The organism is Micromonospora siamensis, assembly GCF_900090305.1.
Lineage (GTDB): Bacteria > Actinomycetota > Actinomycetes > Mycobacteriales > Micromonosporaceae > Micromonospora > Micromonospora siamensis.
This window is the reverse complement of sequence record NZ_LT607751.1, coordinates 1,604,791-1,617,901: the sequence shown is the minus strand read 5'-3', so window position 1 is coordinate 1,617,901 and position 13,111 is coordinate 1,604,791. Positions and strand designations below refer to the sequence as shown.

Genomic DNA, 13,111 nt, shown 5'->3' with positions numbered 1-13,111 from the left:
CCTACCGATCTTCGGGCCGCTCCTGCTCGGCGGCGCGGACGGCTTCGGCGTAGCCGAGGGTGGCCCGGCGCAGCGCCGCCTCGGGGTCGATCCCGGCCTGTCGGGCGGCGGCCACCGTGGCCAGCAGGCCGGCGCCCAGTCTCGCCTCGGGATCCACCTGGGACTCGGCCAGGGGCGGCGGGACGGCCAGCCCGACCCGGGCGGCCCGGTCCAGCACCTTCGCGGCCAGGGCCAGCGCCGGCTGGCTCAACGCGACGCCGTCCAGCACCGACCTGCGGACCTTCTCGGCCTGCTTGATCCGCTCCCAGTTCGCCTCGATCTCCTCCAGCGTGCCGGCCTGCGCCCCGGAGAAGACGTGCGGGTTGCGGCGGACCATCTTGTCCACCAGGCTGCCCGCCACGTCGTCCACCGTCCAGCGTTCGCCCTCGGGCAGGTTCTCCGCCAGCCGGGCGTGCAGCAGCACCTGGAGCAGCACGTCACCCAGTTCTTCGCGGAGCGCGTCGGTGTCGTCGGCGCTGATCGCGTCGTACGCCTCGTAGCACTCCTCGATCAGGAAGCCGGCCAGGCTGCGGTGGGTCTGCGCCAGCTTCCACGGGTCACCGCCCGGGGAGGCCAGCCGGTCCATCACCTCGACGGCGTCGAGCAGCCGGGCCCCCGGCGGGTCCCACGAGCCGTACATCAGCTCCAGCTCGGCCAGACCCGGCTCGCGGGCCAGCCGCAGCCCCAACTCCCGGGCGAGCGACTCGTCGCCACCCGGGCCGGCCAGCCAGACCGCCGTGCCGTGCCCGGCCACCGCGTCCAGCACCGCCTGCGTCGCGCCGGTTTCGACCACTGTGACCTCGACGCCCGCCGTGCGCACGGCCGCGGTCAGCTCGCTCTCCGCGCCCGCCAGCACCGGCGACGCGCGTACGACGTCCCAGGCGGCCGCCGTCATCAGCCCGGCGGGGAGCCGGGGCGAGGTGACCAGCAGGACGATCCGGGCGGTGCCGCTCAACCCGCGTCGACCACCGCGTCGTTGCCGGCCTCACCCAGCGGCACGCTGATCGCGGGCACGTCGCCGGAGAAGCTGAGCACCGGGAACGCCAGCGGGCGGTAGCGGGGGTTGACCGTGACGTCGTACCCGCTGACCGCCTCGGCGAGCGTCTTGCGGGTGGCCAGCGCGCTGCGCAGCTGGTCGCCGTCGAGCTGGCCGGCGGCCTGCTCCACGGTCACCTCCGGTGGGATCGCGCCGGCCTTCTTGCCGGCCGCCACCAGGTCGGTCAGCTCCTCCTTGGTGGGCGCCACCGGCTCGCCGGCCGGCACGCCGGACAGGCAGGTGTAGAGCTCGGCGACCCGCTGCGGGTACGCCGCGTCGGCCGGCAGGCCGAACTGCTGGGCGACCTGCTGCGCCTGCACCTGCCCCTGCGCGCGGTAGCCCTTCTCCTCGCTGGCCTTCCTGCAGACGTCCAGCAGCACCAGGGTGCTGACCACCTGGGAACGGGCCGGCAGCCGCGAGGCGGCCGGGGCGGCGGACTCCTGCCCGGCGGGGGCCTGGGCGGGCTCTTGCGTCGGCAGCTTGCCCTTCAGCTCGTCGAGGATGCCGGTGACCGCATCCTCGGTGATCCGGTGGTCGCCGACGTACGCGGCGACACCGGGCTCGGTACGGCAACCGGAGAGGGCGACGAGACCGACCGCCACGCTGGCGACGGCGACAAGACGGCGAGCACGCATGACGGTCACTCTCTCACGACCGGCACGCCGCTGTGACGCCGCCCACCCCGACCGCTCACCGGGCACCGGCCCCCGCCGGCTGCGCCGCCACCGGTTCACCAAGCACATCCTTGAGGAGCTGCGCGCACCACTCCAGCAGGGCCTGGTCGCGCAGCGGCTCCCCGCCGACCCGACGGGTGCTCGGCCGGGGCACGCTGACCTGGTCGGTGGCCGACTTGTAGACCGAGTCCGGGTGGTAGCGCTTGAGCCGCATCTGCTTGGAGTCGGGCAGCGGCAGCGGGCCGAACCGGATGTGCCTGCCCTGCATGGAGACGTCGGTGAGGCCGTACCGGCGGGCCAGCAGCCGGAACCGGGCCACCGCGACGAGGTTCTGCACCGGCGCGGGCGGCTCGCCGTACCGGTCGGTCATCTCGGCGACCACCTCGCGCAGCCGCTCGTCGTCGCGCGCCTCCGCGAGCTTGCGGTACATCTCCAGGCGCAGCCGCTCCACGCCCACGTAGTCGTGCGGCAGGTGCGCGTCGATCGGCAGGTCGATCTTGACGTCGGTCTCCTCCTCGGTGCGCTCACCCTTGAACGCCGAGACCGCCTCGCCGACCATCCGGACGTACAGGTCGAAGCCGACGCCCTCGATGTGCCCGGACTGCTCGCCACCGAGCAGGTTGCCGGCGCCGCGGATCTCCAGGTCCTTCATCGCCACGTACATGCCGGCGCCCAGCTCGGTGTGCTGGGCGATGGTGGCCAGCCGCTCGTGGGCGTGCTCGGTGAGCGGCTTGTCCGGCGGATAGAGGAAGTACGCGTACGCCCGCTCCCGGCCCCGGCCGACCCGGCCGCGGATCTGGTGCAGCTGGGCCAGGCCGAGCAGGTCGGCCCGCTCCACGATCAGCGTGTTGGCGTTCGGGATGTCGATGCCGGACTCGACGATCGTGGTGCAGACCAGGACGTCGAACTCCTTCTCCCAGAAGCCGACCATCACCTTCTCCAGGGCGTCCTCGCCCAGCTGGCCGTGCGCCACCGCGACCCGCGCCTCGGGCACCAGCTCGCGGATCCGGCGGGCCGCCCGGTCGATCGACTCGACCCGGTTGTGCAGGTAGAAGACCTGCCCGTCGCGGAGCAGTTCCCGGTGGATGGAGGCGGCCACCTGCCGGTCGTCGTACGCCCCGACGAAGGTGAGCACCGGGTGCCGCTCCTCCGGCGGGGTGGCGATGGTGGACATCTCCCGGATGCCGGTGATCGCCATCTCCAGCGTCCGCGGGATCGGGGTGGCCGACATGCTCAGCACGTCGACCGAGGCCCGCATGGTCTTCAGGTGCTCCTTGTGCTCGACGCCGAAGCGCTGCTCCTCGTCGACGATGACCATGCCCAGCGACTTGAACCGGGTGGCGGCCTGGAGCAGCCGGTGGGTGCCGATGACGATGTCGGCGGTGCCCTCGGCGGCCATCTCCAGGGTCTGCTCGGCCTCCTTCGGCGTCTGGAACCGGGACAGCTGCTTGATCGTCACCGGGAACTGGCTCATCCGCTCGGCGAAGGTGTTGTAGTGCTGCTGCACCAGCAGGGTGGTGGGCACCAGCACGGCCACCTGCTTGCCGTCCTGCACCGCCTTGAACGCGGCCCGGACGGCGATCTCGGTCTTGCCGTAGCCGACGTCGCCGCAGATCAGCCGGTCCATCGGGACGGTCTGTTCCATGTCCCGCTTGACCTCCTCGATGGCGGCCAGCTGGTCCGGCGTCTCCTGCCAGGGGAAGGCGTCCTCCAGCTCCCGCTGCCACGGGGTGTCCGGGCCGAACGAGTGCCCCTTGGACGCCTTACGGGCCGCGTACAGCTGGATCAGCTGGGCGGCGATCTCCTTGACCGCCTTGCGGGCCCGGGCCTTGGACTTCTGCCAGTCCGAGCCGCCCATCTTGTGCAGGGTCGGCTGCTCGCCGCCGACGTACCGGCTCAGCTGGTCGAGCTGGTCGGTGGGGACGAAGAGCCGGTCGCCGGGCTGGCCGCGCTTGCTGGCGGCGTACTCGATGACCAGGTATTCGCGGCTCGCGCCGTTGACGGTCCGCTGGACCAGCTCGACGTACCGGCCGATGCCGTGCTGCTCGTGCACCACGAAGTCGCCGGCCTTGAGCTCCAGCGGGTCGATGGTGTTGCGCCGCCGGCTGGGCATCTTGCGCACGTCCCGCATGGAGGTGCCCCGGCCGCCGCTGACGTCGTTGCCGGTGAGCAGCACGAACCGCGACGCCTCGTCGACGAAGCCGGCGGTCAGGCAGCCGCAGGAGACCAGCAGCTCGCCGGGGGCGGGCGCGGTCGGCACCTCCTCGGTGAGCCGGGCACCCAGGCCGGCGTCGCGGAGCACCTCGACGGCCCGCTGGGCGGGACCGTGCCCCTCGAAGACCAGCGCGATCGACCAGCCCTCGCCGGCCCAGCGCTTCAGGTCCTCGACCACCCGGGCGGTCTCGCCGTGATAGAGCGGGGCCGGCTGGGCGGCCAGGGTCACCGCGATCGCGTCGTCGGGGGTGACGTCCACCTCGGCCGGCTCGTCCTCCCAGGGCTGCCGCGCCGCCCCGTCCCCGTCGGCGGCGACCAGGCCGAACGGCGACAGCGTCCACCAGGGCTGGCGCAGCGTCCGGGCCCGCGCCCGGACGTCGCCGAGGGTCCGGAAGGCGGCGGCGCCCAGGTCCACCGGGGCCTGCCCGCCGGTCGCGGCGGCGGCCCAGCTGGCCTGGAGGAACTCCTCCGAGGTACGCACCAGGTCGTGCGCCCGGGTGCGGATCCGCTCCGGGTCGCAGAGCAGCACGTGGGTGCCGGCCGGCATGGTGTCGACGAGCAGTTCCAGGCTCTCGTCGCCGAGCAGCGCCGGGACCAGCGACTCCATCCCCTCGACCGGGATGCCCTCGGCCAGCTTGTCCAGGATCTCCGCCAGCTCGGGGTGCTCCTGGGCCAGCGCGGCGGCCCGCTCGCGCACCGACGGGGTGAGCAGCAGTTCCCGGCAGGGCGGCGCCCAGAGCTGCGGTACGCCCTCGATGGTCCGCTGGTCGGCAACGGCGAAGGTGCGGATCTCCTCCACCTCGTCGCCCCAGAACTCCACCCGGGAGGGGTGCTCGTCGGTGGGCGGGAAGACGTCCAGGATGCCGCCGCGCACGGCGTACTCGCCGCGCTTGGTGACCAGGTCGACCCGCGCGTACGCCAGGTCGGTGAGCCGGCGGGCGACCTCCTCCAGGTCGGCCTCCTCGCCGGCGGCGAGCTGCACCGGATCCAGGTCGCCGAGCCCCTTGAGCTGCGGCTGGAGCAGGGACCGGATGGGCGCCACCACCACCCGCAGCGGCCCGGTGCGACCGTGCGCGTCGGCGGTGTCCGGGTGGGCGAGCCGGCGCAGCACGGCCAGTCGCCGGCCGACGGTGTCCGAGCGCGGCGACAGGCGCTCGTGCGGCAGCGTCTCCCAGGACGGGAAGACCGCCACCTGCTCCGGCGGGAGCAGGCTGCCCAGCGCGGAAGCCAGGTCGTCGGCCTCGCGGGTGGTGGCGGTGACCGCCAGCACCGGTCGGCCGGCCCCGCCGGCCGGCTCGTCGGCCGCCACGGCCGCGACGGCGAACGGCCGCAGCGCGGCGGGCGCGGTCAGGTCGAGCCCGTCGACCTGGGCCGCGCCGGAGCGGGCGAGGTCGCGCGCCCGGGTCAGGGCGGAGTCGGCCAGGGCGGCGGAGAAGAGGCCGGTGAGCATGTGATCATCACTTCCAGCGGGGACGCACGACGATCACCCCGCGTCCGGGACTGGACGGGGGGTCCTCCGGTCGACACTATCTCTCCTGGGAACGATCGGTCGCCGCGGCGGCGACGAGCACCCAGGGGGGACCCATGCCCGCTGAGGGAACCGGCAGCGATCCACGTCGACAGACCACGTCCGCCCGCTGGCGGGTGCTGGGGCACCCGGCCGGGATGTTGATCTTCCAGGCCCGGTGCATCGTCGAGGACCACGGCTGGACGGCCACGGTCGTCGAGGACCGCCACAAGGTCGTGCTCGGCCGCTCCGGGGCGTACCGCAAGTGGCTCAACGGGCGCACCGGGCTGGCCGACGCCACCTCGATCACGCTCACCCGACCCGGCGACGAGATGGCCGTGGCCCACCCGTACGGCTGCGGTGACACGTTCACCTGCCTGGAGATCGCCCCCTCCGTGCTGGCGGAGCGGCCGGACGCGGCCCGCTGGCTGGAACGCGACGGCTGGGACGGCTCCTCCGACGCCTCGCTGGACCTGGCGCACCGGATGCTGGTGGCCGAGTTCCGCCGCGGCCTGGACGGGTTCGAGGCGACCGAGCGGATGCACCGCTTCCTGGCCCGGCTCTTCCAGCACAGCGGGCTGGCCACCGGCGGGGCGGACGCCGACGTCGAGCGGGTCATCTCCCGGCGGCCGGCCACCCTGGCCGCCCACCGTCGGCTCGCCGACCGGGCCCGCGAGGTGCTGGCGAACTCCGACTTCACCCTGGGCCTGGACGAGGTGGCCAAGGAGGTGGGCGCCTCACCGCACCACCTGAGCCGGGTCTTCCAGCGGATGACCGGGAGCAGCCTGACCGCGTACCGGAACCGGCTGCGGGTGCGCGCGGTGCTGGACACCCTGGCCGAGCCGGAGGACCGGCCGCTGGGGAGCCTGGCCAGCGAGTACGGCTTCGCCGACCAGGCCCACCTGACCCGGGTGGTCCGGGCCCAGGTGGGTCACCCGCCGGCCCGGCTGCGCCGGCTGCTGGCCGGGCCGGAGACGCACCGGCGCTGACGCCGCCGAGGGGGAAGGCCGGCAACCGAGCAAGAAAGTTCAAGACCGGTCCCGAGCCGGGCGGCGAGGATGGATCCATCGCCCCTCGGGGTGACGCCGGTGCCACCGGCGCGGGATTGCGGGCCTGTTCGGGGGGGCCCGCGGGCCCGGTCCGGGGCGCGACGTCCGGCCCCGGCCGGTCGTCCGCCCCGGTGCGGCGCCGTACGTCGCGCACCCCCCTGCCCCGCGTACGGCGCCGCTTCCCACAATGATCTTGACCGTTGCCGGTGGGCGTGGTGCGGTGGAGTCATGACGGAGCAGTACCGCGCACAGTTCGACGCCGAGATCGCGTTCGCCAACGGCGGTGGACTGCGGACCGAGGGTTTCCGGCTGGACATCCCCGGCCCGGAGATCACCGACGAGGCGCTGGCCGCGCTCCTGGTCCGCCACCTCGGCCTGTTGATGGTCGCCGAGGTCCGGATCAGCGAGAAGACGATCATCCGGGAGGCGCACAAGGGCGGTCGGGGCGTGGCGGCCGACGCGCCCGGCCGGCGGCGCCTGGTCGAGCTGAGCCACCCGGTCACCGACGGCATGGTCACGCTGCCCGGCTGGCCGGCGCCGCGGATCAGCGACTGGCTGACCCGGGAGGCGTCCCGGGCGACCTACGCCCCGGGCGTCGAGTTCCACGTCGCCCGGATCGACATGATCGCCAACACCGGCACGTACGTGGACACGCCCGCGCACCGCTTCGCCGACGGCGCCGACCTCAGCGGGGTGCCGGTGGACCGCCTCGCCGACCTGCCGGCGCTGGTGGTGCGGGTACCGGCCGGCACCCGGGCCGTGGACCGCCTGCTACTCGCCCCGTACGAGGTGGCCGGGCGGGCGGTGCTGCTGCACACCGGCTGGGACGCGCACTTCGGCACCGACCGGTACGCCGCACCCGAGGCGCCGTACCTGACCGGGGAGGGCGCCGAGGCCCTGGTGGCGGCGGGCGCCGCCCTGGTCGGCATCGACTCGATCAACATCGACGACATGGGGCCGGCGGCGCGGGGTGAGCGCCCGGCGCACAGCGCGCTGCTCGCTGCGGGAATCCCGATCGTGGAGCACCTGACCGGCCTGGAAGCGCTGCCGCCGACCGGTTTCCGGTTCACCGCCGCCCCGCCCCGGGTGGCCGGCATGGGCACCTTCCCGGTCCGTGCCTTCGCCGTCGTCGACTGAACGTCCCGGCGGCAGAGCGACCGGCGACCGGGCCGACCGACCCACCGGCCCTGATGCTCGCGGATCTGGCCTGCGTCACCGCCCGCTCGGCGCCTACCGAACCGCCCGCTCGGCGCCTACAGACGTGAGAGCGTGGACGACTCATCCGGGCTGGAATGGCTCCCGGTGGAAGCGGCGGCGGCGGATCTCGAACACCAGGGCACGGCCGCCGGAGCCGGCGGGCGCCTCGCTGGCTGAGTCATCCGTGCTCTCAAGTCTGTAGCGCCTGGAACCATGGTCCGCCGCCGCCGCCGCTCTGCGGAGCTCGAGCCGGCAGGCCGCCGGAGGATCAGTAGCGCACCGAGATCCGCCGCTCGACCGCGTCGACCCGGACCTCGCCGCCGGCCGGGACGATCAGCTGCGGGTCGGTGTGCCCGAGGTCGACGTCGAAGACCACCACCGGGTCGTCGGCGTACTCGGCCAGCGCCCGGGTGACCGCGGCCCGCTGCTCGTCGGCCCACGCCCGCCGCTCCGGCACGGTGTGCGGACGGCCGAAGTCCCACGCCTTGGCCCGGCCGACCAGCACCGCCGGGAAGCCGGCGAGCATCCCGCGCTCCCCCATGTCGCGCAGGATCCGGTAGACCTGCTTGGCCGGGGGCAGCTCGTTGGAGGTCTCGAAGAACAGCACCGAGCCGGCCAGCTCCTCGTTCGACGGCACCCGGTCGGCGGCCATCAGGAAGTGCAGCACCTCCAGGCAGCCGCCCCAGCTGCGGCCCTGCACCACGGTCGACGGCCCCTGCCAGTGCCAGCCCTCGCCGGGGAGCATCTCCGGCTCGTACGCCAGCGTCTCCGGCTGCTCCCACGGGTTCGGCTTGTCACCCCACTCGGGGGCGGGGGTGAGGTCGTACCAGTCGGAGGTGAACAGGGCGGCGCGCAGCGAGTCGAAGGTCAGCGGGTGCGGCTTGCCGGGGCGGCCGAGGTGCACCAGCACCGACCCGCCGTGGTACGCCACGATCCCCAGCCGGTACAGGTGGTTGAGCATGTTGGTGTTGTCGGAGTAGCCGAAGTACGGCTTCGGGTTGGCCCGCAGCACCGCGTCGTCCAGGTGCGGGGTGACGGTGATCAGGTCTTCGCCGCCGACGGTGGCGAGCACGGCGGTGACCGTCGGGTCGGCGAAGGCGGCGGTGAGGTCGCGGGCGCGGTCGCGCGGGTCGGCGCCCATCACCCGGGTGGTCGGGTACTCGACCGGTTCCAGGCCGAACTCCTCGCGCAGCCGCCGCAGCCCCAGCTCGTGCACGTGCGGGAAGAGCCCGCTCAGGCCGGCGGAGGGGGAGACGACGGCGACGCGGTCGCCGGGGCGGGGCTTCGGGGGGTAGCTCGGCAGTCCCATGTCCGGACGCTATCCCGCCCGGCCAGCGGATTTCCGCCCCGACGTACCAGGCCGGCGAAACCCCACAAGCCCGGCGAACCCGGCCATAGGCTGGCAGCGTGGACGAGGAGTCGGAACGGTTGCGCGACTGGCTGCCCCGCACGGCGGCGCTGCTGCTCGGCACGTTGGCGCTGGCCACCGCGTTCATCGCCGCGTACGTCGGGGCGCTGCACCAACCCAACCCGCGCGACGTGCCGGTCGGGGTGGTCCTCGGCGACCAGCAGGCCCAGGCCGTCATGGCGGCGGTCCGCGGGAAGACCGACAAGATCAAGCCCGTCGAGTACGACGACCCGGACGCCGCCGACGACGGGCTGACCGCCCGCGAGGTGTACGGCGTGCTGGCCTCCGCCCCCGGCGGCGGGCTGCGCCTGGCCATCGCCAGCGCCTCGGCGCCGGCCGCCACCGAGGTGGTCACCCAGGTCCTCGGCCAGGCCGCCCAGCAGGCCCAACTGCCGCTGCGGGTGACCGACGAGGTGCCGGTGGAGAGCAGCGACCCACGCGGCCTGGTGCCGTTCTACCTGGCCGTCGGGTACGTCCTCGGCGGCTACCTGGCCTCCACCGCGCTGGGCCTGAAGACCGGCACCTCGCCCCGGAGCCTGCGCCGGGCCGGGCTGCGGGTGGCCGCGCTGGCGGCGTACTCGATCGTCCTGGGCATCGTCGGCGCGACGCTGGTCGGTCCGGTCCTGGACGTCTGGCACCACGACATCCCGGCGGTCGCCGCGGTCGGCGCGCTGGCCGTCTTCGCCGCCGCGATGATCGCCTCCGCCGTGCAGGCCTGGCTCGGCCTGCTCGGCACCGGCATCGTCATCCTGCTGCTGGTGATCCTCGGCAACCCTGGGTCAGGCGGCATCTACGCCCCCGAGTTCCTGCCCGCCGCGCTGCGCGGCATGCACCGGTGGAACGTGCCCGGGCTGGCCACCGACCTGATCAAGTCGGCGGTCTACTTCGACCGTCGGTCGGCCGGCTGGTCACTCACCGGCCTGCTGGTCTGGACCGGCGCGGCGGTGCTCGCGCTGCTCGGCGCCACGCTGTTCTGGGACGCCCGGGCCCGCCGGTCCGACGCCCGCCGCACCGCCCCGGCCGACCGGCCCTCCGGTGACTGACCGGAACGCCGGTTCGCGTGTTGTGCGCAGCGCGACATCGCGGGCCCCTTCCGCGCATCGGGGGCGACCTGGATACGATCGGCTGAGTCGGACAGCGCTGTCCTTCGTACTCACGTGAGGAGCGCGACGTGACCGACCAGTACGACCACGACGGCCCCGACGCCGCCCTGCGGGCCGACATCCGCCGCCTCGGCACCCTGCTCGGCCAGACCCTGGCCCGCCAGGAGGGGCGCCCGCTGCTCGACCTCGTCGAGGAGATCCGGGCCCAGGTCCGTTCCGACGCCCCGGCCGCCGCCCAGCGGCTCGGCGGGCTCGACGTCACCACCGGCACCAAGCTGGCCCGGGCCTTCTCCACCTACTTCCACCTGGCCAACATCACCGAGCAGGTGCACCGCGCGCGGGACCTGCGCCGCCGCCGGGCCACCGACGGCGGCTGGCTGGACCAGGCCGCCAAGATGATCGCCGAGCGCGGGGTGCCGGCCGAGGAGATCGCCGCCGCCGCCCGCCGGCTGGCGGTACGCCCGGTCTTCACCGCCCACCCCACCGAGGCGGCCCGCCGGTCGATCCTGTCCAAGCTGCGGGCGATCGCCGACGAGCTGGACACCGAGACCGCCAACGCGATCCTCTACGGGGCCAGCGACGAGGGGCCGGCCAACCGGCGCCTGGCCGAGCTGCTGGACCTGATGTGGCAGACCGACGAGCTGCGGTTGGACCGGCCGGACCCGACCGACGAGGCCCGCAACGCGATCTACTACCTGCGCGACCTCTACGCCGAGGCCGCCCCGCAGGTCCTCGACGACCTTGCCGACACGCTACGCACCCTGGGAGTGGAGACCTCCCCGACGGCCCGCCCGCTGACCTTCGGCACCTGGATCGGCGGCGACCGCGACGGCAACCCGTTCGTCACCCCGCTGGTCACCCGCGAGGTGCTGGCGATCCAGCACGAGCACGGCATCGCGGCCACCGAGGCGGCGATGGACGAGCTGATCAGCGAGGTGTCGGTCTCCCGCCGGCTGCGCGCGGTGTCGCTGGACCTCTCCGCCAGCCTCGCCGCCGACCTGGACGCGCTGCCCGAGGTGGCGCCCCGGTTCCGGCGGGTCAACGCCGAGGAGCCGTACCGGCTCAAGGCCCGGTGCGTCCGCGCCAAGCTGGCCAACACCCGGGAGCGGCTGCGTGCCGGCACCGCGCACGTCCCGGGCCGGGACTACCGCGGCTCGGCCGAGCTGATCGCCGACCTGGAGCTGCTGCGCGCCTCGCTGGCCCGCAACTCCGGGCAGCTCACCGCCGTGGGCCGGCTCGCCTCCACCATCCGTACGGTCTCCGCGTTCGGCCTGCACCTGGCGACCATGGACGTCCGGGAGCACGCCGAGAAGCACCACGAGGTGCTCACCCAGCTCTACGCGGCGGTCGGGGAGGTCCCCGACTATCCATCGCTGACCCGGCTGGAGCGCACCAAGCTGCTCGCCGACGAGCTGACCGGCCGCCGCCCGCTCTCCAACGTCGACACCCCGTTGACCGAGAGCGCCCGCAAGACCTTCGACGTGTTCGGCACGATCCGGGAGGCGCAGGACCGGTTCGGCACCGAGGTGATCGAGTCGTACATCATCTCGATGACCCTCGGCGTGGACGACGTCCTCGCCGCGGTGGTGCTGGCCCGCGAGGCCGGCCTGGTCGACGTGCACAGCGGCCGGGCCCGGATCGGCATCGTGCCGCTGCTGGAGACCCCGGCCGAGCTGAACGCCGGCGGTGAGCTCCTCGACGAGCTGCTGTCGCTGCCGGCGTACCGGGCGCTGGTCGCGGCCCGGGGCGACGTGCAGGAGGTGATGCTGGGCTACTCCGACTCCAACAAGGAGGCCGGCATCACCACCAGCCAGTGGTCGATCCACCGGGCGCAGCGGGCGCTGCGGGACGTGGCCGCCCGGCACGGGGTGCACCTACGGCTCTTCCACGGCCGTGGCGGCACGGTCGGTCGCGGTGGTGGCCCCACCCACGACGCGATCCTGGCCCAGCCGTACGGCACGCTCGACGGCGCGATCAAGGTGACCGAGCAGGGCGAGGTCATCTCCGACAAGTACACGCTGCCCGCACTGGCCCGGGAGAACCTGGAGCTGACCGTGGCCGCGGTGCTCCAGGCGACGCTGCTGCACACGGCCCCCCGGCAGCCCGCCGAGCAGCTGGAGCGCTGGGACGCGTCGATGGACGTGATCTCCGACGCGGCGTTCTCGCGCTACCGGTCGCTGGTGGAGGATCCGGACCTGCCGGCGTACTTCTGGGCGTCCACCCCGACCGAGCTGCTCGGCGCGCTGAACATCGGCTCCCGGCCGGCCAAGCGGCCGAACACCGGCGCCGGCCTGTCCGGCCTGCGGGCCATCCCGTGGGTGTTCGGCTGGACCCAGACCCGGCAGATCGTGCCGGGCTGGTTCGGGGTCGGCTCCGGCCTGGCCGCCGCCCGGGCCGCCGGCCTGGAGGACGTGCTGGCCGAGATGAACCGGAACTGGCACTTCTTCCGGACGTTCCTGTCCAACGTGGAGATGATGCTGACCAAGACCGACCTGAGCATCGCCCGCCGGTACGTCGAGACCCTGGTCCCGAAGAAGCTGCACCCGATCTTCCACAAGATCGAGGAGGAGTACGAGCTGACCAAGCGGGAGGTGCTCGCGGTCACCGCCTCCCCGGCGCTGCTGGAGAACTCCCCGGTGCTCCAGCGCACCCTCGCGGTGCGGGACACCTACCTGGAGCCGCTGCACCACCTCCAGGTGGCGCTGCTGCGGCAGTACCGCGACTCCGGGGCGGCCACCCGGGCGGTGGCGACCGCGCCGGGCGGCCGGCGTGCCCCGAGCGACGGCACCGCGCTGGAGCGGGCGCTGCTCACCACTGTCAACGGCATCGCCGCCGGCATGCGCAACACCGGCTGACCGGCGCGAGGAGGGGCCCCTGCCGAGCT

At 74.0% G+C, this 13,111-nt stretch carries 8 protein-coding genes; 4 read left to right on the top strand and 4 right to left on the bottom strand.

Annotated elements, in window-relative coordinates:
* Window position 1: 1 nt before the first annotated feature.
* From GA0074704_RS07570 to mfd, 3 genes are read right to left on the bottom strand one after another with little or no spacing between them, the layout of a single operon-like run.
* Window positions 2–994 (bottom strand): nucleoside triphosphate pyrophosphohydrolase, encoded by a 993-nt coding sequence (locus GA0074704_RS07570; RefSeq protein ID WP_088969832.1) that lies wholly within the window; start codon window positions 992–994, stop codon window positions 2–4.
* A complete protein-coding gene (locus GA0074704_RS07565) occupies window positions 991–1,710 on the bottom strand; it encodes a hypothetical protein (RefSeq protein ID WP_088969831.1) in 720 nt (239 codons plus the stop codon). Before GA0074704_RS07565 ends, GA0074704_RS07570 begins: the two co-directional genes overlap by 4 nt.
* Window positions 1,711–1,765: 55 nt before the next feature.
* Window positions 1,766–5,413 (bottom strand): transcription-repair coupling factor, encoded by a 3,648-nt coding sequence (mfd, locus tag GA0074704_RS07560; protein WP_088969830.1) that lies wholly within the window; start codon window positions 5,411–5,413, stop codon window positions 1,766–1,768.
* 134 nt (window positions 5,414–5,547) lie between these two features.
* Here mfd and GA0074704_RS07555 point away from each other — a divergent pair, with 134 nt between their 5' ends.
* The gene (locus GA0074704_RS07555) at window positions 5,548–6,459 is read left to right on the top strand and encodes a helix-turn-helix domain-containing protein (RefSeq protein WP_088969829.1); all 912 of its coding nucleotides are present in this window, start codon (window positions 5,548–5,550) and stop codon (window positions 6,457–6,459) included.
* A 288-nt stretch (window positions 6,460–6,747) separates the two neighbouring features.
* Window positions 6,748–7,656, top strand: a complete 909-nt coding sequence (locus GA0074704_RS07550) for a cyclase family protein (RefSeq protein ID WP_088969828.1) — start codon at window positions 6,748–6,750, stop codon at window positions 7,654–7,656.
* A 328-nt stretch (window positions 7,657–7,984) separates the two neighbouring features.
* Here GA0074704_RS07550 and GA0074704_RS07545 read toward each other — a convergent pair whose 3' ends face one another.
* On the bottom strand, window positions 7,985–9,025 hold the full coding sequence (locus GA0074704_RS07545; RefSeq protein WP_088969827.1) for a S66 family peptidase: 1,041 nt from the start codon (window positions 9,023–9,025) through the stop codon (window positions 7,985–7,987).
* A gap of 98 nt (window positions 9,026–9,123) precedes the next feature.
* Between GA0074704_RS07545 and GA0074704_RS07540 the strand changes: the two genes are divergently transcribed.
* Complete coding sequence (locus tag GA0074704_RS07540) at window positions 9,124–10,167, top strand: ABC-2 transporter permease (protein WP_088969826.1); 1,044 nt, start codon at window positions 9,124–9,126, stop codon at window positions 10,165–10,167.
* 128 nt (window positions 10,168–10,295) lie between these two features.
* Window positions 10,296–13,082 (top strand): phosphoenolpyruvate carboxylase, encoded by a 2,787-nt coding sequence (ppc, locus tag GA0074704_RS07535; RefSeq protein WP_088969825.1) that lies wholly within the window; start codon window positions 10,296–10,298, stop codon window positions 13,080–13,082.
* Window positions 13,083–13,111 lie beyond the last annotated feature (29 nt).

What these genes read in the sequence shown, in the direction of transcription:
- GA0074704_RS07565 (WP_088969831.1), bottom strand. Translation starts at nt 1,710, where the DNA reads ATGCGTGCTCGCCGTCTTGTCGCCGTCGCCAGCGTGGCGGTCGGTCTC.
- mfd (WP_088969830.1), bottom strand. Translation starts at nt 5,413, where the DNA reads ATGCTCACCGGCCTCTTCTCCGCCGCCCTGGCCGACTCCGCCCTGACC.
- GA0074704_RS07555 (WP_088969829.1), top strand. Translation starts at nt 5,548, where the DNA reads ATGCCCGCTGAGGGAACCGGCAGCGATCCACGTCGACAGACCACGTCC.
- GA0074704_RS07550 (WP_088969828.1), top strand. Translation starts at nt 6,748, where the DNA reads ATGACGGAGCAGTACCGCGCACAGTTCGACGCCGAGATCGCGTTCGCC.
- GA0074704_RS07545 (WP_088969827.1), bottom strand. Translation starts at nt 9,025, where the DNA reads ATGGGACTGCCGAGCTACCCCCCGAAGCCCCGCCCCGGCGACCGCGTC.